We start from the raw sequence: 21,138 nt of genomic DNA, 5'->3' as shown, positions 1-21,138 counted from the left end.
GCCAGTTCAGCGCCGCCAGCATTTGGTATCCGCTGGCGTGCGCTGTCCCACCTGATTCAGGGTATAGGTCGCGCAGACATCTCCGGCCATGATGCTGCCAGATGCGGCTGTTGCTGTCAGAATGAAGCTTTCGGGAGTCAGCGTCGGTATTATCGTGAAGATCGCCGCTCCGTTGGAGGGGCTCTGATTGATCAGCCCGTTGACCGTGCCGCTGTCGTAACCGCCGTTGCGGGTGTAATGACGTTCCAGCAATTGAGCGTTTTCCAGTAACAGCGCTGATACCTCGGCGCGCCTGGTCTGGCGAACATGTTCCTGATACGACGGCAGCGCTATAGCTGCCAGTATTCCGATGATCACCATCACTATCATGACCTCGATCAGGGTAAAACCCTGCTGCACTCTGCTGCCCATGACCCTTCTCCCTATTGCAGCTGCCGCCACATGATACGGTTGAACTGACAGTGCGGCTGACCGGTCACCACAGCTACGTCACTTGAACCCTGTACCACATAGACTTCACCACTGCAGCCAGGCTGCATACCGGTGTCACCCTGGTTCAAAACATTGAGGTCACCCGGCAGACCAATATCCAACGCCAACCCTGCCGCCGGCAGATCATCGTCATCAGTTACCCGGTCACCATTGGTATCCAGTACCTGCCTGGTCGACATACCACCGGTGCCCAGCGTCACCGCCATCAGCCAACCCCCAGCCTGGGTCATGCAGGGATCGGTAACGCCCGTCTTGATGAAACCGGTGGCAAACAGCACCCGCGCATTTTTGATGACGAAGTCGCGTGTCACCCGCTCACCCTCAGCCTGGCCATTGTGGATAAGCGGCAGGTACCAACCGTACTGGGTACTCCAGTCCAGCGAATGGGACGTCACTGTACGCACGGCCTGGCCACTGGTGGGGTCGGTGGTGACAGTATCGATCTGCTGTGGCTGCAGCTGAGCCGGGGTCAACCCGCCGGCCGGAGGCGCCGGTGCGTCCAGCACAGCATAGAAGGCCTGGGTGGCCGTATCCGTCAGATCGCTGACCTCCATGAATTTGCCGGTGCCGAACAGGATCAGATCCTCACCGGCAGCCACACTGGAGTGAATCTGTGGTTGCACAGTGATCGGCTGCCCGCTCTCGGCACTGAACAACGGCGTTCCGCCGTGCGCCACGCGCCAGTTGGCCGTATTCGGGTCACTCAGATCGAATTTCCACAGCTGCCCATGCAGGTCGCCGGCGAAGACCGCGCGAATTTCGCCACTGGCATCGAATTGCGGCACTGGCGACGACAGCCCATTGCTCTGCGTGGTACCGGCACGGCCTGCAACATCGAGCTGCTTGAGCAAAGCGCCTGTGCTCAGATCGTAGATCAACAGCGCTCCAGCTCCCCCTGCACTGCCGTACCCGTTGCCGGTAATCAATACGCTGCTGCCATGCAACTGCGCTATGACCGGCCGACCATAGATATGCCCGATGTCTGCTGTGTGGTTGGCATTAGTTTCCCAGAGCGCGCCGCGCGCACTACTGCCCTGAGCCGCGTCGAACAGCCGCACCACAAAGAGCCCTTTGCCGCCGGCGCCCAGCCCGCTGGCGGCAATCGTGCTCCAATGCGCGCCGAGCTTGGCATCGACAACAACGATCCGCCCATCTACTCCGGAACGGTGATGGTTACCGGCGCCATAATCGGTACGCGCACGTGTACCCAGGCCGGTGTGCAACGCCGCCGGCAGAAATGAATACAGATGCGTGCCATGAGTATCGAAGACCCGCAGAAAGCCGTCATTGGCACCGAGCACCATGGCTTCGGGCATGCGGGTGGTCCTGTCCTGCAGATAGGCGATGTAATCGACAGTGTTATTGGGCCCCGCATGATGGCCGGCACCGATCATCACCGGCGCCGAATTGATGATATCGCCCAGCAACCGGCTACGTTGACGCAGGTCGGCATCACGACTGCCGCGCGCCCAATTGAGCAGACGCTGGGCTGCCTTGCTGCCGGTCAATCCAGCCGCTGCGGCCTCGGCATCCAGTGCCATCTGCTGTGCGGGGGACAACGCAGCCCAGGTACCGGCACCCAGGCTGACCGGACCGGCAGGCGTGTTGCCCTGCGCATTGCGCCAGGTTTGGAAATCCCCTGACTGCGTACCTTGCACAAAGGTGCGGTCGGTACTCCACAACAGCGTATCCGGCTCGCCCTCGTCGTTCATGCTGTAGGCGTGCAGGCTGCCGCTCCAGTCCAGCGGATCGAACTGGGTCTGGTAGTAGCGACTGACGCCAGCGTTCAACTGCTGACTGTCGGTGACGGCACCTCCACCCGAGCCCGCCGACGCGATGATCTCCTGCAGCGCACTGCTCAGAGCATCCTTCAATTGCTGACGGTCGGTAGCAGTAAAATAACGGCCGTTGCCTGCCGTTGCGGTCTGCCTGAGCCGGTGATCATCCAAGGCAAAACCCACGGTATAGGTCTGCAGGTTCTGCAATGGAAACTGCGGATCGTTCCAGCTCTGCCCCGCCTGATCCGTTCCCGTGGTGCGCAGGTCGGTTTCATAGGCAAAGCGGGCAATGTCGTCCAGGTAGAAGGTTCCGCCCTCGGTGTCTTCCGAGGCGGTGACGTCTGCTCCATCGCCATCCCAATCCGGCAGGTTGAAACTGCCGCTCAGGCGCCGGTTTTTGCCGTCCGGCTCGTGTTCCAGCGTCGTGGGAAATTCACTGTCATGGGTGGGCAGGCCGTCGGTTACCACCAGGCCGAAGTTCTTCTGGCAGCGGTATTGAATCGGGCTTTGAAAGGAGTCGCGCTGGGTCTCGGACCAGCCTTGTGGATAGAAAGCCCGCATCCCACGCAGGTAACGGGTGACTTCATAATAGGACTCGGCCAATGGGGTCCAGGTCAGGTTGCTGTTGCGGCCCGGATTCAGCGCGTCCAGCGCCTGGTTGATTTGATTGAAGCGGGCGCTGCCGGCCGTCGAGCCGGCGTCGATATCACCCGCCTCCACCCGCAGCATGCCGCCCGGAGCATTGTCACGACCGAGAGTCTCGCGGAAAGTGAACAGCCCGAAACGCACACCCCGATTGGCTGATATCACCTCCTTGGTGACATCCCGGGCAATATTCAGACGGGTTTCGCCGTCAATGGAATTGCGTACCATGCTCGATGAGTTGTCGAACAACACCACTACGTTGGGCGCCACTGCCGAGGCCGATAAAACTGGCCCGCTCAACGGGGTGAAGGCCTGCGCCGGTAACGCGATACACAGCCCGAGCGCCAGCCCCGCAACCATACTGCGCAGGCAGCGCGGTTCAGATCCGTGTGAATGCATAGATGCTCTCCAGAACCGTTCGCGTGGAACCCTTGTGGCTGACCACCGAAATCCGATACAGAGTGCTCGGAGCCTCAGCGAGAAGATTGACCGGCATAGCGCTATCGCCCAGCCGTACAATGCGATACCAGGCGGCCATGTCATTGCCCGCCACCGCAGCCGGCACCGGGTTCCAGGCCGAGCCAGGAGCAGACCGATGATCCGGGTCGAGGGCCGCATCCGGGAGCTCGCATGCAGCCTGATGGCATACCACCACCGGCAGTGCCAGAACACTCTTGCGGATCTGCTCCTCGACATGCCGCATGCTGCTTTCCGCTGCCTGGAAGCTGTCATTCTTCAGTTTGACGTTGAACGCCATGCGCTCCTGGCCGGTAGAAGTCCTGATGCCCGCCAGCGCGGTGACCGTCATCAGCAGCAGGAATACCATGCTGATGATCAGTGCAGAGCCGGCCTGGGCTTGTTGTGGATCGTGATATGCCATGGTTACTCCTTGTTCAGTTCAGCCGATTGCGCAACGCCGTCACCAAGGTGTATTGCTGGACCCGAATCTGGCCATCGGCGGGGTTGGCGGGGTTGTCGCTCAGGCTGAGAGCAAGACGTACACTGCGAATCCGCTCGCTGTCTGCCGCGGCCACGGCGCCGACATACCTGCCATCGACCACTCGGTCCGCTGCGCTGGCCGCCAGCCCAAATTGCATATCGAACCCGGCGACGTCATCAATCAACACCTCAAAGTTGCCATTGCCATTGATACGGATCTGCACCCGGTGCTGGTCCAGCCGATATTCGACCTGACGCACCGGAATGACAAAGTCTCCAGGCTCCACCTGCAGACCGTTGCTTCCCGCGGCAATGCGCAGCTCGTCAAGGCAGTTGGTTGCTATTAACCACTGAGCCCCGTAATCAGCGGCCCGACGTGTAGCCGTCACGGTCACCCGATCATGAACCGGCACCGCGGTAATCAGCTTGAGTACGTCATTGGCAAAGCTGACGGGCGTGTCAAAGCCCGCCGGCATCTGGCTACGGGTAGCCGCCGGTAGCCGGGCCGGATCCAGACAACCAAACATGCCGGCCTGGCGCAGGTCGCGGCTGATACGGCTGAGTACGAAGCGGGCGTTTTCCTGCAGCGCGGCGGTATGCTGTTGCACCACGAAACTCTGCTTGCCAGCGAGGAATATCTGCGACACCCCGAGCACCAATATCAGTCCGAGCGTCATGGCGATCATCAATTCGACCAGGCCAAAGCCCCGCCATCTCTGGCCTAGCCCGTGCGTGATCACAGATCACCTCGGATCATCGACGAAACGACAAATTCGGTATTGCCCGCGGAGGCCACGATACGGTCTTCCGACCAACCGATAGTGACGGTGGCACGATTGCCATTGATGGCGACACTGCCGTAGCCGTCTGGCAGCAGGCAGCTGACGGCGTGGGCAAAATCCTGCCGATCGGTTGCCAGAATGGACGAGCCCGAGGCGGCTGCGGTGCAACCTGCACTGACGCTGATGGCGTAGCTGGCGAGGTTATCGGTATTGGCACGCATGCGATCAAGCATGTCGTAGGCGAGAAAACTGGCTTGGGTGTTGTGTGCGGCGCTGGCGTTGTAACGCAGCGCGTTGGTCTGCAGCGATACGGCGCCAAGCACCCCGACCACCAGCACCAACACCGCGACCAGCACCTCCAGCAGGCTGACGCCGTGCTGGCGAAAGGTGGCTCTAAAACGCCATGGACGGGTCACCAGACCCCGCGCCGGTCGATCCTTGCGCATGACAGCTTCCTCTGTAGCAGATAGTTGCTCAGGGAAAGCCTGCTCCTGATCGAGGCTGGGAATCTATCGAGGCTCAGCGCCCCACACATCACCCAAACGGGTGATCAACTTCAATCTGTGAAACGCGTCATAGCGTATTTGTGAACAGGTTCAATCAAACAATGCGGCGATCTGCTCGCTGCTGATCATCGATCAGGTTGCCCACCAGTTGCATGACGATGCGCTGGCGCGCCTCGCGGCTACCCCAGGCGCTATGCGGAGTCAGTACCAGATTGGGCAACGAACTATCAAGCAGGGGGTTACCGTCCACCGGCGGCTCGGTCGTCAACACATCGAACCCGGCGCCGCCGAGATGGCCGCTGCTCAGGCTTTCGGCCAGCGCCTGCTCGTCCACCAACCCGCCACGCCCGGCGTTGATCAACAAACTGCCGGGCTTCATCAGCGCCAGCTGTTCGGCACCGATCAGATGGCGGGTGCGCTCGGTAAGTGGGCAATGCAGACTGAGCACATCCACCTGAGGCAGCAGCTCGGCCAGGGACGGCCGCTCCGGGTGCTCGCGGCCAGGCAATGCGCCGACCAGAATGCGCATGCCGAAGGCACTGGCCAGCCGCCCGACTTCCTGACCCAGCTCACCGTAGCCGAGGATTCCGAGCGTGCGCCCGGACAGCTCGCCGATCGGATAATCCAGCAGGCAGAACTGGCTGCTGCGCTGCCAGGCACCGTCACGCACCGCCTGACGGTAGGACTCGAAACGGGTGATCAGCACCAGCATGAGCATCAAAGTGTGCTGGGCCACCGAGGGCGTGCCGTACGCCTGGCAATTACACACGGTGATGCCTCGTCGCTGCGCCGCTTGCAGATCGACATTATTGGTACCTGTCGCTGCCACCAGAATCAACTGCAGCTCGGGACAGGCTTGCATGACCTTCTCGTCGATGACGACCTTGTTGGTGATGACCACCTGATGCTCCGCCACGCGCTCCGCGACCTGGTCCGGGGTGGTGACTGGATACAAGGTCAATTTTTTCGCAGCATCATGCAGCGCCTGCATATCCAGATCGCCCTGGTCCAGGGATGCTTGATCCAGAAATACCACTGACATCTTTTTCATTTCGGAACCTGTTTAGACTAAGGCAAGAAGTTTAGAATGGCGGTTTTGGCCGGAGCAATGCATTGTATCTGAATGAGTTTCTGTTGGTGGCGATGGTCCATGTGCTGGCAGTAGCCAGTCCCGGTCCGGACTTTGCCGTGGTGATTCGCAACAGCGTCAACGCCGGGCGGCAGATCGGGTTGATCACAGCCCTTGGCATCGGCGTTGGAATCTTTCTGCATGTGGCCTATTCGCTGCTGGGTATCGGCATCATTGTGTCCCAGTCGGTATGGCTGTTCAACATACTGAAACTGCTGGCTGGCGCCTATCTGCTATATCTCGGTATCAAGGCGTTGCGTACCCGGCCCCAGCCCATCACTGACGGCGAGGTGGCCGTCGCACCGATCAGCATGCCGCCGACCAAGGCCTTCATCAACGGCTTTGTCACCAATGGCCTGAATCCCAAAGCGACGCTGTTCTTTCTGTCAGTATTCACCCTGGTCATCAGTCCGCAGACCCCCATCCTGATTCAGGCCGGCTATGGCCTTTACCTGGCGATAGCCACCACCTTGTGGTTCTGTCTGGTTGCCTTGCTATTCAGTCAACCCAGGGTACGTCGCGGCTTTGCCCGCATGGGCCACTGGTTTGATCGACTGATGGGGGTGGTGCTGATCGGCCTCGGGCTGCACCTGGCCCTGGCGGAGTGGTTCAGACGCGCCTGACCCGCTCCGCGAGCGCCCGCATCAGGCGCCGACCGGCTCGTTACGCGCCCAGTTGGCCAGAGTGTCCATCCATTGCGGGTAGTCATTCAGACAGGGGACCAATACCAGCTCCTCACCACCGGCAGCAAGAAACTGCTCCCGGCCGCGATCACCGATCTCTTCCAGTGTTTCGATACAGTCGGCGGTAAAGGCCGGACACATCACCAGCAACCTCTTGACGCCACGCGCGGCCAGCTCGTCCAGCGTCGCTTCGGTGTAAGGCTCGATCCACTTGTCACGCCCCAGGCGCGACTGAAAGGCCATACTCCACTGCGACGGCTGCAACCCGACCCGTTCGGCGAACGCGCGGCTGACGCCACTGCATTGCGCACGGTAGCAGGTAGCATGGGCCGGAGAGGGTCGTTCGCAACAATCGGCGGTCGCCAGGCAATGACCGCCGGTAGGATCGACCTTGCGCAGATGGCGCTCGGGCAGGCCGTGATAGCTGAATAGCAGATGATCAAAGCCATGCTGCAGATGCGGCTGCGCGCTGGCAACCAGCGCATCCAGGTAGTCCGCACGATCATGGAATGCCGGCAATACCGTCACGCGTATTTTCAGGCCATGCTTGGCGATTACCCGCTGCGCTTCACGGATGGAGGTGGTTATGGTGCTATCGGCGAACTGTGGGTACTGGTGCATCAGCAGAATCTCGCCCACGCCCTGCTCCGCCAGTGCCAGTATCCCTTGCTCTACGGAGGGTTCTCCATAACGCATGGCCAGCTCCACCGGCATATCCAGGCGGGCGCGCAATTGGTCGCGCACACGACGGCTGATGACCACCAGGGGTGAACCTTCCTGCCACCAGATCGAGGCGTAGGCCGCCGCAGACTCACGCGGACGACGCAGCAGGATCAGGCTGACCAGCAGGCGGCGCGCCGGCCAGGGCAGATCGACAACGCAAGGATCCATCAAAAACTGATTGAGGTAGCGACGCACATCGGCCACCTCGGTGCTGGCGGGCGAACCCAGATTCAGTAGCAGGACCCCTCGGTCAGACATCAGGCTTTCCCCTTGTGGCATCATTATCTGCAGGTTGGGCGAAAAACCCCGATTGTACCCTGCTTGCTGAGGTTTTACCGCAGCCACCAAGCTATCACCCCCATTACCAATTCACATCGACACGGCAACTTGCAGGCGATTGACGATTCAGCGAGGATCGTCGCACCAAAACCATGCTTCTACTGGAGAGCTGATAAGCTTATGTCCGGAAATATCCTGGCCAATGCCCTGCTATTCGTGGTGGGTTGGCTGGCCTGTATTCTCGGTGGTAATTCCGCCTGGCTGCTGATCGTCTTCCTGGTGCTGCTTGCGCACTTTCTGTTTATCAGCAGCTGGGCAGCCGAAGGCAAGCTGGTGGTCAGCTGTCTGCTGGCCGGAGCAGTGCTGGATTCTCTGATGTTACAGATGGGCTGGCTGGAGATCCGTGGGCACGATGTACTGACACCACTATGGTCGGCACTGAGCTGGGGATTGCTGGGCACTACTCTCAATCACGCGTTGCGCTGGAGTGCACACCCCTGGTGGTGCGCCAGTGTTCTGGGCGCCTTGGCCGGACCCTTGCTGTACACCATTATCACGCAGCGGGATGATGTCACGCTGACCGTTAGCCTGCCGGTAATTGCGCTGGCGTGGGCGATAATGTTGCCTCTGCTGCACGGCTTTGCCCATCTGTACCGGGAGCAATATGGTCCGGTTCAGAGGAGAAGATAAGGAGAGTCAGGCGGGGTTGATGGGCATCCATGCCCCTTCAGATCAGAATCCCAGGCGATAGTACAAAGCGGCCATATCGATGCCGTCGTTCGGCTGTTTGATACCGGCATTGGAGTAATGGTAGTAACGCACCCCGACTTCCGAACCACCAGCGAACATCAGGCCCGCCCCGAGGCGATCTTCAAACTGAAATTTGCCACCCATATCCTGATCGCCGAGGTCGGTCTCGGTAAAGTAGGAAGCCCCTATGCCGCCTTCCAGAAAAGGCGTTACCCCAGCATCACTGGCGCCGAAGCTCAGGCGAAACATGGGGGTGAAGGTCAGACTGGTCGCGTCCAAGCTGCTCCAGCGGGTCACGCCGGCGTCCCAGTAACCATCCAGCTGCACGCCGCCCGACTGGCTCTGCCACAATGTGCGGCCAAATTCGAACTGTGCTCCGATCCGATAGGTTGTGGTATTTTCCGATGATTCCCCGATCTGCAAAGTAAGGCCGTCCAATGCATGGGCGGCAGGAATGCTGCATAGAGCAGACAGCGCACAGGATAATGCCAAGGCCGTTTTCTTCATTTCGTTTTTCCTTGCTATGGTTGATCTCAGCGTAGTCGAGCCTTAATTAAACCGACAACGCCTGTACCGTTGCGTTCCCTCCCCACAGCAGCGGCAGCACCTGCTCCAGTACAGCGCAATCGCCGCTGCTCCACAGTCGCGCCGGGGCCGCCGGACCGCGGGCAAGGGCGTCATGCTCGGTCAATTTTGCCCGTAACTGGCGTGCCACAGCCGCGCCGGTATCCACCAGATGGATATTCTCAGGCAGCAGCTGCTGCAACGCAGGACGCAGGAAGGGATAATGCGTGCAACCCAGTATCAGCGTGTCGCAGCCAGCCTCCAGCAGCGGTTGAGCATAGCGGCTAAGCAGCGCGCTCACCTGCGGTCCGCTCAACTCACCCCGCTCGACACTCTCGACCAGCCCCGGGCAGGGCTGGGTGACCACGGTCACCGAGCCGGCGAAACGGTCCAGCAGTGCAGCGAAGCGGGCACTGCGCAGCGTACCTGTAGTAGCCAGCACACCGACCACACCACTGCGGGTAGCCAGGGTCGCCGGCTTGACTGCCGGCTCCATACCGATGATCGGCACGGCATAACGGGCACGCAGATCCGCCACTGCCGCCGCGGTTGCGGTATTGCAGGCCAGCACCAGCGCCTTGGCCCCGCGCGCCAGCAGAAACTCGGCGATAGCGCGGCTGCGCTGGCAGATGACCTCGGGCGGTTTTTCACCGTAGGGCACGAAGCCGCTGTCGGCTACGTACAACAAGGATTCGGCGGGCAGCAGCTGACGAATTTCGCGCAGTACCGACAGTCCGCCGACGCCCGAATCAAATACGCCTACGGGCGCTTCATTCATGGCCGGCCTCGGTACCGCAACAGGCGCAACCCGGATCGCGCTTTATTCGCAACTCTCGAAAGCCTGCGCGTAGCGCGTCGATCAACAACAGGCGCCCTACCAGCGGCTCACCAAACCCGGCCAGCAGCTTGAGCGCCTCCAGCGCCTGCAGACTGCCCACCATACCAACCAGTGGCCCAAGCACACCGGCCTCGCTGCAGCTGGGCGCCACATCGTCGCCATCGCCGTATAGGCATTGGTAACAGGGACTATCGGCGCGCCGGAAATCAAACACACTGACCTGCCCCTGCAGACCGATGGCCGCTCCGGATACCAGCGGCCGACGCAGCTCAACGCAGGCACTATTGATTGCCTGACGCGCGGTGAAGTTATCGGTGCAGTCGAGCACCAGATCCACCTCGGCCACCGCCTGCAGCAACTGCTCACCGGCCAGTCGCTGATCCAACTGCTGCAGCCGGATATCGGGGTTGAGCGCGCCGAGCCGGTCACTCGCCGATGCGGTCTTGGGACGATCGAGATCGGCACAGCCGTGTATGATCTGGCGCTGCAGGTTGGTCAGGTCGACATGGTCATCATCGGCCAGCAATAGCGTGCCAACACCAGCGCCAGCCAGATACAGCGCAGCAGGCCCACCCAGCCCACCCATGCCGACGATCAGCACCCGGCTGTCGAGCAGGCGCTGCTGACCGTCGACATCAACCTGCGGCAACAGAATCTGTCGGCTATAACGCAGCAGTTGCTGATCATTCATGCCATTGCCCACCACTGAGGCGCTGATGCCCACCGAGGTCCTGCCATGATTGTACGGTTTGAAAACCTCGTTGCTCCAGCAACTGGCGCACCTGCTCGGCCTGCTGCCAGCCATGTTCCAGCAGCAGCCAGCCAGAGGCCTGCAGATAGCTCGGGGCGCCAGCAATGATGTGACGGATGTCATCCAGTCCATCCGCACCACTGACCAGGGCGCTGGCGGGCTCGAAGCGTACATCGCCCTGCGCAAGATGAGGGTCATCTGCGGCGATATAGGGAGGGTTGGAAACGATCAGGTCATATCTATGGTGACCAAGCGCGGTAAACCAGTCGCTCTGCAGGAAGTGGGCATTGCTCAGCCCCAGCCGCACACGGTTCTGCTCAGCCAACGACACGGCACCCAACATGCGGTCACAGCCGGTCAACTGCCACTGGCGACGCTCGCTGGCTAAAGCCAGAGCGATGGCGCCAGTGCCAGTACCCAGATCCAGCACCCGAGCAGACTGCTGAGGACCTAGTTCCAGGGCCACCTCTACCAGCCGCTCGGTATCCGGGCGGGGTATCAGCGTATCCGGGCTGACCTGCAGGTCCAGCGTCCAGAAACCCTGTTCGCCGAGCAGGTAGGCAACCGGCTCACCCTGGCGGCGGCGCGCCAGCAGGGCCCGAAACTGGTCAAGATCCGCATCCGACAGCTCCTTGTCCGGCCAGGTGAACAGATAGCTGCGGGATTTCTGCAATACGTGAGCCAGCAGCAGCTCGGCATCCAGCATCGGGGTATCCGAGTCAGGCAGATCAGCCTGCGCCAGCAGGGCCGCAATATCACGGTTCATGCTTGGTCCAGGGCAGCCAACTGGTCGGCCTGATATTCACGCCGCAGGGGTTCGATGACGCCATCAAGATCGCCTTCAATCACCTGATCCAGACTATACAAGGTGAGATTGATACGGTGGTCAGTCACTCGGCCCTGGGGAAAGTTGTAGGTACGGATACGCTCGGACCGGTCTCCGGAGCCCACCAGCGAACGCCGGGTGTCGGAGATTTCCTTTTCATGCGCTTCGCGCTGCCGGTTCGCCAGCCTCGCCTGCAGCAGGGCCATGGCCCTGGCGCGGTTCTTGTGCTGCGAGCGCTCCTCCTGACACTCCACTACGATGCCGGTGGGCAGGTGGGTCAGACGAATGGCCGAGTCGGTCTTGTTGACATGCTGACCGCCAGCGCCGGAGGAGCGATAGGTATCCACGCGCAGGTCCGCCGTATTGATCTCCACCACGGCCTGCTCGTCTGGCTCGGGCATCACCGCCACGGTACAGGCTGATGTGTGAATGCGGCCCTGGGATTCGGTTTCGGGCACCCGCTGCACGCGATGCGCACCCGACTCGAATTTCAGCTTGGCGTAGACGCTCTGACCTTCAACCCGGGCAATAACCTCGCGGTAACCGCCATGCTCGCCGCCATTTTCCGACAGAATCTCGATGCGCCAGCCCTGCCGCTCGGCGTAACGCGAGTACATGCGAAACAGGTTGCCGGCGAAGATCGCGGCTTCATCGCCACCTGTGCCGGCGCGGATTTCCAGAAATACGTTGCGCTCGTCATTGGGATCCTTGGGCAGCAGCAGCAGATTAAGCTGCACTTCCAGCTCGGCCAGCGCGCCGCTGCAGGCCTCGGCATCATCCTCGGCCATGGCCCGGATGTCCGGATCGGCATCCTTGACCAGGCTGCGCGCCTCATCCAGGTCCGCACTGACCTTGAGCCATTGGGCGTAACATTTGACGGTCGATTCCAGCTCGGCATATTCGCGCGAATAAGCTCGAAACCGATTCTGGTCCTGGATAACTTCCGCGTCGCTGAGCAAGGCAGACAGCTCTTCGAAGCGTTCACGCAGCATGTCCAGGCGGTTAAGTAGTGACGCTTTCATGGTTTGCCCTGTGCAGTGTTCGTTTCATCGTCCAGAGCGAACAACTCCATGGCCAGCGATAGCGATTCGCTGCGACCTTCGGCGCTCATGCGTTTGAGTTGGACGCTGGGCTCGTGTAGCAGTTTGTTGGTCAACGCCCGCGCCATTTCTGCCATCACCGCAGCTGGATCGCTGCCCCGCTCCAGACGCGCCAGGGCCTTTGCCAGCTCTTGGTCACGCTGATGCTCGGCCCGCTGTCGATAACGCCTGAGCACGTTGACAGCAGCGCGGGAGCGCAGGCGCTGCATGAACTCATCGGTGCCGAGTTCAATCAGTTTCTCCGCCGCATCGGCTGCGTCCTGGCGGGAGCGCATGTTCTCCTGAATCACTTCCTGCAGATCGTCGACGCTGTACAGGTACACATCGGCCAGGTCACCCACCTCCGGCTCGATGTCACGCGGCACAGCAATGTCGACCATGAACATGGGCTTGTGTCGGCGCTGTTTGAGCGCTCGCTCCACAGCACCCTTGCCCAGAATCGGCAACGGGCTGGCGGTCGAGGCAATGATGATTTCACATTCCGCCAGCACGTCGGGAATCTGGTTGAGAGTGATCGCCCTGCCGCCCAGCGGCGCGCTCAATGCCTCGGCACGCTCCAGCGTGCGATTGGCAATGATCAAGTTGCTGACGCCCTGCTCATTGAGATGTCTGGCGACCAGCTCGATGGTCTCTCCAGCGCCGATCAGCAGCGCCGTGCTGCGGCCCAGGTCAGAGAAGATCTGCCGCGCCAGGCTGACCGCGGCAAAGGCGACAGACACCGGGTTGGCGCCAATGGCAGTATCCGTGCGCACCTGTTTGGCGGTATTGAAAGTGCTCTGAAAAAGTCGATCCAGAGACGGTCCCAGGGTGCCGGCGGTACGCGCGTATTGCCAGGCGTCCTTCATCTGCCCGAGGATCTGCGGCTCGCCCAGCACCATGGAATCCAGCCCGGCCGCGACCCGCATCATGTGTCTTACCGCTCCCGCGTCCTTGTGCACATAGCTGCTACCGGTAATCGAGCCCGGCTCCAGGCCGTGATAGCGCGCCACCCACGCAGCCAGCAGCGCTGCATCAGGGTGATCCTGAGTGCAGTAGATTTCAGTGCGGTTGCAGGTGGAAAGAATGGCAACTTCCTGGGACAACGTCTCATCACGTAGCTGCTGCAGGGCGTCGGCCAACTGGTCCGGAGCGAACGCGACCCGCTCACGCACGTCAACTGTCGCCGTCTTGTGATTGATCCCGAATGCGAGAAAGCCCATGGCGCCTCAATATATGCCCGAAAATACGGCGTAAAAACAGGTAATTGTCCTATTTAAAGCGATGCCAATCAATTCCTTCGATGGAAACCCGGACAAAACTGCTCTTTGGTCGGCTCTCGGAGGGTGATCAAGCCCCGTTTGCACTTGCACGCTATGGGTTTGCAACTCATCCTGTATTATCAGCTGCCGGCTTCATTCTGGCAGAGCCGCGTAGCAAAGAGAGTATCCATGACGGCAAGATTTCACCACTCGCTTCTAGCCATGACAATCAGCCTGCTGGTCACCGGCTGTGCAATCAATGCACCTGAGCCGGCACCGGCGCCACCGGTTTCTGTCGCTGCGGCACCAAACGATGAAACCATGGTGGACGAACCCAAGGTGTATGGGCAGTTTCAGACAGACACCCTGTACGCGCTGCTGACTGCCGAAATTGCCGGCCAGCGCAACCGCTTCGATATTGCCCTGCGCAATTATCTCGAACAGGCCGTGCGCACCCGCGATGCCGGCATCATCGAGCGCGCCATGGAAATCTCCGAGTTTCTCGGTGCCCATCAACATGCCATGGACATGGCCCTGCTCTGGACCGAAGTGCAACCTGACAACCCCGAGGCCTTGCGTGCGGCGGCGCTGCAACTGGCCCGCGCCGGTCAGCACGATGACGCCATGCACATGATGGAACAGGTGTTGCTGCTGCAGGACGACACCCATTTCGACCTGCTGGCACTGACCGCCCTGCAGGCCGACAGCACTACCCGCACCAGCATGCTGGAGAATCTGCAGAGCCTGCTGCAACGCTACCCCGGCAATGCCCAACTGAGTTTCGCTGCCGCCCTGCTGCTCCAGGAAGAGCAGCGCAGCGAGGAAGCAATTGCTCTGCTCGATGAGCATACCCGCGACAATGGCACCGCCGCATCCATCATGCTGCAGAGTCGTCTGCATGCGGAGCTGGGTGCGCCCGACAAAGCCATCGAAGTGCTGCAAACAGGTGTACGCAAATTTCCGAATGACAGCCGCATGCGCCTGCTGCTGGCCAGGATGCTGGTCAACAGCGGCGATCATCAGGCGGCGATCACGCATTTCCGTGAACTGGCCCGACAAAACCCGGATGATGACGAAGTACGTCTGGCACTGGCCCTGGTGGAACTGGAAGACGGTGATACCGAGGCAGCAATTGGCGAACTGCAGGGACTGCTGGAAACCGATCCCACCCACGGCGCGGCAGCCTATCATCTGGGCGCCGCCCATGAGCAGGCCGGGCAATGGGATGCCGCCATCAGCACCTGGCAGAGCATCGGCGCTGGTGAGGAATATCTGCCCTCCCGCCTGCGGATCATCCGCCTGCTGGTCGAACGCCAGCGTATGGCCGAACTCACCAACATGATGCACAGCGAGCGCGCACGCCATCCGCAACTGGCGCCAGAGCTGTTCCTGCTGGAAATCGAAGCATTGATCAACGTGGACCCGCAGCTGGCCATGCAACGTGCCAACCAGGCGCTGGAGCAACTGCAATACGACAGCCGCCTGCTCTATACCCGAGCCATGCTAGCCGATCGCCTCGGCAATCCCGCCGGTCTGGAGACTGACCTGCGCTTGATCATTCAGCGCGAACCAGAGAACGCCATGGCACTCAATGCCCTGGGTTATACGCTGGCCGACCGCAACGAACAGCTCGACGAGGCGCTGCAACTGGTGGAAAAGGCACATGACCTAATGCCCGAGGACCCTGCGATCATGGACAGCCTCGGCTGGGTGCATTATCGCCTCGGCAATCTGGAGCGCGCAGAACAGCTGCTGCGTGAGGCCTTTGCGGCCTTCCCCGATGCGGAAGTCGGCGCGCATCTCGGTGAAGTACTCTGGCAACGAGGCAAGCATCGCGAGGCGCGCGCCATCTGGGATCAGGCCGCGGATCAGGCCGAAGATACCTCCATGATCGACGCTACCCGTAAACGACTTGAGGCAGACTGAACATGTTGTCGCTCCGCACCTTCAGCCTGCTGGCTTTCACCCTGGTACTCACCGCCTGCAGCAACCTGCATCAACGTGAAACCCTGGAGTTCGGTGGTGACCCCGCCGCCTGGCAGGCACACCGCAGCCTGGTTGCACCGATAACGGACTGGACACTGCAGGGCAAGCTGGGTGTGCGAGCGCCGGGTGAGTCCGGCAGCGGCACACTGTCCTGGCTGCAGCAACAGGACTACTATGATATCCGCCTGTCCGGCCCACTCGGCCGCGGCGCTACCCGTATTCAGGGCAGCGATGCAGGGGTGACGCTGGAGATCGCCGGGCAGCCACCGGCAACGGCCGACTCGGCCGACACCCTGCTGGAACAACAGATCGGCTGGCGCCTGCCGGTCGAGCACCTGCTGTGGTGGGTGCGCGGCCTCCCTGCACCGGACAGCCCAAGCCGCTTGCAGCTCAACCCGGACAGCCAGCTGGCGCGCCTCGCCCAGGCAGGCTGGACAGTGGAATACAGTCGCTACCAACAGGTTGATGGCGTACCACTTCCCCAGCGCCTGCAATTGTCCGGGTACGATGTGTTGCTGACGTTGGTCATCACCCGCTGGGAGCCCCGTACCGCCGAATGACAACCACGACCCTGAGCCTGCCGGCCCCGGCCAAACTCAACCTGTTTCTGCATATCACTGGCCGCCGCCCCGACGGCTACCATCTGCTGCAGACACTCTTTCAGTTTCTCGATCACGGCGACACCCTACATTTCACCCCGCGCAACGATGGTGAACTCCAGCTGCTACCAGACCTGCCCGGCGTGGCCGCCGAGGACAACCTGATCATGCGCGCCGCGCGGCTGCTGCAACGAGCCAGCGGCACTGACCAGGGCGCGGACATCCGCCTGGACAAGCATCTGCCCATGGGCGGCGGCATCGGCGGCGGCAGCTCGGATGCGGCTACCACCCTGGTAGGGTTGAACCACCTGTGGCAAACCGGCTTGACGCTGGATCAACTGGCCGAGCTGGGATTGCAACTGGGCGCCGACGTCCCGGTATTTGTGCGTGGCCGTGCTGCGTGGGCCGAAGGTGTTGGCGAACAGCTGACCCCGGTTGAGCTGGACGAACCCTGGTATCTGGTGGTCGTACCGCCCTGCCATGTCAGCACTGCAGAAATTTTTTCCGATGAGAGGTTGACTCGGGACACGCCGGCGATTACATTAGCGGCCTTTCGAGAGCACGGTGGTCGGAACGACTGCTTGCCGGTAGTAGTAGCGCGTTACACTGAAATACGTAACACGTTGATCTTGCTAAACAATTTTTGTGAGGCTAAGATGACCGGAACTGGCAGTTGCTTATTTGGGGCCTTCCCAAATGAACGCGAAGCTGATAAAGTTCGCGCCCGGTTGCCAGCCACTCTGCAAGCCTTTGTTGCAAAGGGATGTAACGTTTCACCGTTACATGCTTTACTCAACAAAGCGACGTAAGAAGGATGCAACCTTAGCATCCGGACAGTTACAGGGGCGTAGCCAAGCGGTAAGGCAGCAGGTTTTGATCCTGCCATGCGTTGGTTCGAATCCAGCCGCCCCTGCCATTTTCTCCGGCAGCAATAATTCATGACATCTTGAGTCCGGCTTGACCGGCCAGGCGTGTTTTTGTTCGCCCGGCTCTCTCACTGACTCATCGCATCGACCACTACCCAAAATAGGTATTGCAGCGTGTCCAAGATGATGGTCTTTACTGGGAATGCAAACCCTGACCTTGCACGACGCGTCGTGCGTCAATTGCATATCCCCCTTGGTGACGCACTGGTTAGTCGTTTCAGCGACGGCGAAGTCAGCGTTGAACTCAACGAAAATGTACGTGGCAAGGATGTCTTCATTATCCAGCCCACCTGCGCGCCGACGAACGACAACCTGATGGAAATGGTTGTGATGGCTGACGCCCTGCGTCGCTCGTCTGCTTCGCGCATTACCGCAGTCATCCCCTACTTTGGTTACGCTCGCCAGGACCGCCGTCCGCGCTCCGCTCGAGTGCCGATCAGCGCCAAGGTCGTCGCCGACATGCTGGACGTGGTCGGTGTTGACCGCGTCCTCACGGTCGACCTGCACGCTGACCAGATCCAGGGTTTCTTCGATATTCCGGTGGACAACATCTACGGTTCGCCAGTACTGATCGACGATATCCAGGCTCAGCGCATGGACAACCTCCTGATCGTGTCTCCGGACATCGGTGGCGTGGTTCGTGCCCGTGCCGTGGCCAAGTCTCTCGGCGTTGATCTGGCGATCATCGACAAACGTCGGCCCAAGGCCAATCAGGCGGAAGTCATGCACATCATCGGTGATGTGGAGAACCGTAACTGCATCCTGGTTGACGACATGGTCGACACCGCCGGTACTCTGTGCGCCGCTGCCACCGCCCTCAAGGACTTCGGCGCGACTCGCGTATCAGCCTATTGCACCCACCCGATTCTGTCGGGCAAGGCGATCCAGAATATCAATGGTTCCGTGCTCGACGAGCTCGTGGTAACCAATACCATTCCACTGTCTGCCGCCGCGGAAAGCTGCGACCGCATACGTCAGTTGGACATGGCACCGATCATTGCCGAAGCGATGCGTCGCATCAGCAATGAAGAATCCATCAGCGCCATGTTTCGCTAGAAACAGGCACTGTTCCAACAGCCCGGCAATAATGCCGGGCTTCATCAATCGTCCGATGCGCTGGTCGCAAGTGCCCGGACGCTCTGCAAGGAGACTACACATGGTCGACTTCACTTTGAATGCGAATGCGCGTGATGACCTGGGGAAAGGTGCGAGCCGCCGCCTGCGTCGTAACGCTGATCAAGTTCCAGCTATCGTTTACGGTGGCAACAAGGAGCCGCAAAGCGTTTCTGTCGCCGCTCGCGAGCTGAACAAGGCGCTGGAAAATGAAGCTTTCTACTCTTCCATCATTGGCCTGTCCATCGATGGCAAGAAAGAAGAAGTGCTGCTCAAGGCACTGCAGCGTCACCCGGCCAAGCCGCGCATCATGCACGCTGACTTCCAGCGTATCGTTGCCGGTCAGAAAGTCACCGTTCAGGTTCCCCTGCACTTCGCCAACGAAGACACCTGCGTTGGCGTCAAACAGGAAGGCGGCATGATTTTCCGCAACCTGCCGGAAGTTGAAGTCAGCTGCCTGCCTAAAGATCTGCCCGACTTCATCGAAGTCGACCTGCTTGATCTGAAGCTGGGTCAAGGCCTGCACCTGGCTGACCTGAAACTGCCGGAAGGCGTGACCATCCCGAGCCTGGCTCTGGGTGAAGATCACAACCTGCCAGTAGTGACCATCATGGCCCAGCGCACCACCGCAGCCGATGACACTGCAGCAGAAGGTGAGGAATCAGCGGAATAATATCCCGCTGAAACCCAAGAGGGCGCCCGTCGTGACGCAGGGAATCAAGTTGATCGTCGGTCTCGGTAATCCGGGACCGGAATATGAACTGACCCGGCATAACGCGGGCGCCCTTTTTGTTGAGCGCCTCGCCTCCGGGCACAACCTGGACTTGCGCCAGGAAAACCGATTTTTCGGCCTGACCGGCCGCCTGACTATAAACGGTCAGGATGTTCGCCTGTTGATCCCCACCACCTTCATGAACCGCAGTGGCCAGGCTGTTTCCGCCCTTGCCGGTTTCTACCGCATTGCTCCCGACGAGATCCTGGTCGCTCACGATGAGCTTGACCTGCCTCCCGGCGTGGTGAAATGCAAGAAAGGTGGCGGACACGGCGGGCATAACGGACTGCGCGACATTATCGCCAGTCTGGGCAACCAGAATAACTTTCATCGCCTGCGACTGGGCATCGGTCATCCCGGCCATAGCTCACAGGTGACAGGCTTTGTACTGGGCCGTGCCCCCAAAGCCGAACAACAGGCTCTGGATGCCTGCATTGATGAAACAATGAAGGAATTGCCCGGCATGCTTGCCGGCGATTGGACCAAAGTCATGCAGCGACTGCACAGCTTCAAAGCCTGATTCATTTTCGCCGCCACCACGGCAGAGGACACCAGTATGGGATTCAATTGCGGTATCGTCGGACTGCCCAACGTCGGCAAATCCACCCTGTTCAACGCACTGACCAAGGCTGGCATCAGCGCCGAGAACTTCCCGTTCTGCACTATCGAGCCGAACAGCGGTATCGTGCCCATGCCTGATCCACGACTGGACGCACTGGCCGCTATCGTCAAACCGGAACGAGTGCTACCGACCACTATGGAGTTCGTCGATATCGCCGGACTGGTGGAAGGCGCCTCCAAAGGTGAAGGCCTGGGCAACAAGTTTCTGGCTAATATCCGCGAAACTGAAGCCATCGCCCACGTGGTGCGCTGCTTTGATGATGACAACGTCATCCACGTCTCCAACAGCGTCGACCCCAAGCGCGATATCGAGATCATTGATCTGGAGCTGATCTTCGCAGACCTGGATAGCTGCGAGAAGCAGCTGCAGCGCGTCACGCGCAACGCCAAGGGCGGCGACAAGGAAGCGGTAGCGCAGAAAGCGCTGCTGGAAAAGCTCATTCCCCACTTCACCGAAGGCAAGCCCGCCCGTACCTTGCTGAAAGACCTGGCAGATGACGAGAAAAAGCTGATCAAGGGCTTTCACCTGCTGACCAGCAAGCCGGTGATGTACATCGCCAACGTCGCCGAGGATGGCTTCGAGAATAACCCCTACCTCGACATCGTGCGCGAGATCGCTGATGCCGAAGGTGCCGTCGTCGTGCCAGTATGCAACAAGATCGAAGCGGAAATCGCCGAACTGGATGATGGTGAAGAGAAGGATATGTTTCTTGAAGCCATCGGCATGGACGAGCCCGGCCTGAACCGCGTGATCCGCGCCGGTTACGAGTTGCTCAACCTGCAGACCTATTTCACCGCCGGCGTAAAGGAAGTCCGCGCCTGGACCGTCAAGGTGGGCGCCACGGCTCCGCAGTCTGCTGCAGCCATCCATACCGACTTTGAAAAAGGCTTCATCCGCGCCGAGGTCATCGCTTATGACGACTTCATCCAGTACCAGGGCGAAGCCGGCGCCAAGGAAGCGGGTAAATGGCGCCTGGAAGGCAAGGAGTACATCGTCAAGGATGGGGATGTGATGCATTTCCGCTTCAACGTCTGACACGACAGAAAGCCCCTTGATGGCGCCAGCCTCAAGGGGTTTTCTTTTTCCATCAGACCCTG

At 60.4% G+C, this 21,138-nt stretch carries 22 protein-coding genes and 1 tRNA gene; 10 read left to right on the top strand and 13 right to left on the bottom strand.

Annotation, left to right across the window (positions count from 1 at the left end):
- Window positions 1–6 precede the first annotated feature (6 nt).
- The 6 genes from BLU11_RS19650 to BLU11_RS00695 form a co-directional block, all read right to left on the bottom strand.
- The gene (locus BLU11_RS19650; RefSeq protein WP_090271574.1) at window positions 7–411 is read right to left on the bottom strand and encodes a type IV pilin protein; all 405 of its coding nucleotides are present in this window, start codon (window positions 409–411) and stop codon (window positions 7–9) included.
- A gap of 11 nt (window positions 412–422) precedes the next feature.
- Window positions 423–3,314, bottom strand: a complete 2,892-nt coding sequence (locus BLU11_RS00715) for a PilC/PilY family type IV pilus protein (protein ID WP_157718491.1) — start codon at window positions 3,312–3,314, stop codon at window positions 423–425.
- On the bottom strand, window positions 3,295–3,795 hold the full coding sequence (locus BLU11_RS00710; protein ID WP_090276112.1) for a pilus assembly PilX family protein: 501 nt from the start codon (window positions 3,793–3,795) through the stop codon (window positions 3,295–3,297). Before BLU11_RS00710 ends, BLU11_RS00715 begins: the two co-directional genes overlap by 20 nt.
- Before the next feature lie 13 nt (window positions 3,796–3,808).
- Entirely contained in the window at window positions 3,809–4,594 is a 786-nt protein-coding gene (locus BLU11_RS00705; protein WP_090271572.1) for a PilW family protein, read from the bottom strand.
- A complete protein-coding gene (gene pilV / locus BLU11_RS00700) occupies window positions 4,591–5,082 on the bottom strand; it encodes a type IV pilus modification protein PilV (RefSeq protein WP_090271571.1) in 492 nt (163 codons plus the stop codon). The genes BLU11_RS00705 and pilV overlap by 4 nt, the downstream gene beginning before the upstream one ends.
- A 154-nt stretch (window positions 5,083–5,236) precedes the next feature.
- Window positions 5,237–6,193 (bottom strand): 2-hydroxyacid dehydrogenase, encoded by a 957-nt coding sequence (locus BLU11_RS00695; RefSeq protein WP_090271570.1) that lies wholly within the window; start codon window positions 6,191–6,193, stop codon window positions 5,237–5,239.
- Between the two features lie 62 nt (window positions 6,194–6,255).
- Here BLU11_RS00695 and BLU11_RS00690 point away from each other — a divergent pair, with 62 nt between their 5' ends.
- Window positions 6,256–6,894, top strand: coding sequence for a LysE family translocator (locus BLU11_RS00690; RefSeq protein ID WP_090271569.1), 639 nt, complete (start codon window positions 6,256–6,258; stop codon window positions 6,892–6,894).
- A 21-nt stretch (window positions 6,895–6,915) separates the two neighbouring features.
- Here BLU11_RS00690 and hemH read toward each other — a convergent pair whose 3' ends face one another.
- The gene (hemH, locus tag BLU11_RS00685) at window positions 6,916–7,935 is read right to left on the bottom strand and encodes a ferrochelatase (protein WP_090276110.1); all 1,020 of its coding nucleotides are present in this window, start codon (window positions 7,933–7,935) and stop codon (window positions 6,916–6,918) included.
- Between the two features lie 201 nt (window positions 7,936–8,136).
- Between hemH and BLU11_RS00680 the strand changes: the two genes are divergently transcribed.
- A complete protein-coding gene (locus BLU11_RS00680; RefSeq protein ID WP_090271568.1) occupies window positions 8,137–8,646 on the top strand; it encodes a DUF2878 domain-containing protein in 510 nt (169 codons plus the stop codon).
- 42 nt (window positions 8,647–8,688) lie between these two features.
- Here BLU11_RS00680 and BLU11_RS00675 read toward each other — a convergent pair whose 3' ends face one another.
- Genes BLU11_RS00675 through hemA form a run of 6 tightly spaced genes read right to left on the bottom strand, consistent with a single transcriptional unit; the run spans window position 8,689 to window position 13,984 of the window.
- Window positions 8,689–9,213, bottom strand: coding sequence for an acyloxyacyl hydrolase (locus BLU11_RS00675; protein WP_090271567.1), 525 nt, complete (start codon window positions 9,211–9,213; stop codon window positions 8,689–8,691).
- A gap of 46 nt (window positions 9,214–9,259) precedes the next feature.
- Window positions 9,260–10,048: a glutamate racemase gene (murI, locus tag BLU11_RS00670; RefSeq protein WP_090271566.1), complete on the bottom strand. Its 789-nt coding sequence runs from the start codon at window positions 10,046–10,048 to the stop codon at window positions 9,260–9,262.
- The gene (locus BLU11_RS00665; RefSeq protein ID WP_090276108.1) at window positions 10,041–10,799 is read right to left on the bottom strand and encodes a HesA/MoeB/ThiF family protein; all 759 of its coding nucleotides are present in this window, start codon (window positions 10,797–10,799) and stop codon (window positions 10,041–10,043) included. Before BLU11_RS00665 ends, murI begins: the two co-directional genes overlap by 8 nt.
- Entirely contained in the window at window positions 10,792–11,625 is an 834-nt protein-coding gene (gene prmC / locus BLU11_RS00660) for a peptide chain release factor N(5)-glutamine methyltransferase (protein ID WP_090271565.1), read from the bottom strand. Before prmC ends, BLU11_RS00665 begins: the two co-directional genes overlap by 8 nt.
- Window positions 11,622–12,707 carry a peptide chain release factor 1 gene (gene prfA / locus BLU11_RS00655; RefSeq protein WP_090271564.1) on the bottom strand — a complete coding sequence of 362 codons (1,086 nt, stop codon included), beginning with the start codon at window positions 12,705–12,707 and terminating at the stop codon, window positions 11,622–11,624. Before prfA ends, prmC begins: the two co-directional genes overlap by 4 nt.
- A complete protein-coding gene (hemA, locus tag BLU11_RS00650; RefSeq protein WP_090271563.1) occupies window positions 12,704–13,984 on the bottom strand; it encodes a glutamyl-tRNA reductase in 1,281 nt (426 codons plus the stop codon). Before hemA ends, prfA begins: the two co-directional genes overlap by 4 nt.
- A gap of 228 nt (window positions 13,985–14,212) precedes the next feature.
- Here hemA and BLU11_RS00645 point away from each other — a divergent pair, with 228 nt between their 5' ends.
- The 8 genes from BLU11_RS00645 (at window position 14,213) to ychF (ending at window position 21,076) form a co-directional block, all read left to right on the top strand.
- A complete protein-coding gene (locus BLU11_RS00645; protein WP_172828653.1) occupies window positions 14,213–15,949 on the top strand; it encodes a tetratricopeptide repeat protein in 1,737 nt (578 codons plus the stop codon).
- 2 nt (window positions 15,950–15,951) lie between these two features.
- A complete protein-coding gene (gene lolB / locus BLU11_RS00640; RefSeq protein ID WP_090271561.1) occupies window positions 15,952–16,569 on the top strand; it encodes a lipoprotein insertase outer membrane protein LolB in 618 nt (205 codons plus the stop codon).
- Window positions 16,566–17,417 (top strand): 4-(cytidine 5'-diphospho)-2-C-methyl-D-erythritol kinase, encoded by an 852-nt coding sequence (gene ispE / locus BLU11_RS00635; RefSeq protein WP_090271560.1) that lies wholly within the window; start codon window positions 16,566–16,568, stop codon window positions 17,415–17,417. Before lolB ends, ispE begins: the two co-directional genes overlap by 4 nt.
- Window positions 17,418–17,449: 32 nt before the next feature.
- Window positions 17,450–17,524, top strand: a tRNA-Gln gene (locus BLU11_RS00630).
- Window positions 17,525–17,648: 124 nt separating this feature from the next.
- Complete coding sequence (locus BLU11_RS00625; RefSeq protein ID WP_090271559.1) at window positions 17,649–18,590, top strand: ribose-phosphate pyrophosphokinase; 942 nt, start codon at window positions 17,649–17,651, stop codon at window positions 18,588–18,590.
- 100 nt (window positions 18,591–18,690) lie between these two features.
- Window positions 18,691–19,320, top strand: a complete 630-nt coding sequence (locus BLU11_RS00620) for a 50S ribosomal protein L25/general stress protein Ctc (RefSeq protein ID WP_090271558.1) — start codon at window positions 18,691–18,693, stop codon at window positions 19,318–19,320.
- Between the two features lie 43 nt (window positions 19,321–19,363).
- A complete protein-coding gene (pth, locus tag BLU11_RS00615) occupies window positions 19,364–19,939 on the top strand; it encodes an aminoacyl-tRNA hydrolase (protein ID WP_407920237.1) in 576 nt (191 codons plus the stop codon).
- Window positions 19,940–19,975: 36 nt separating this feature from the next.
- Entirely contained in the window at window positions 19,976–21,076 is a 1,101-nt protein-coding gene (ychF, locus tag BLU11_RS00610) for a redox-regulated ATPase YchF (protein WP_090271556.1), read from the top strand.
- Window positions 21,077–21,138 lie beyond the last annotated feature (62 nt).

This window comes from Halopseudomonas litoralis (genome assembly GCF_900105005.1).
GTDB lineage: Bacteria > Pseudomonadota > Gammaproteobacteria > Pseudomonadales > Pseudomonadaceae > Halopseudomonas > Halopseudomonas litoralis.
The sequence above is the reverse complement of the archived record's forward strand: the minus strand, read 5'-3'. Positions and strand labels throughout refer to the sequence as shown.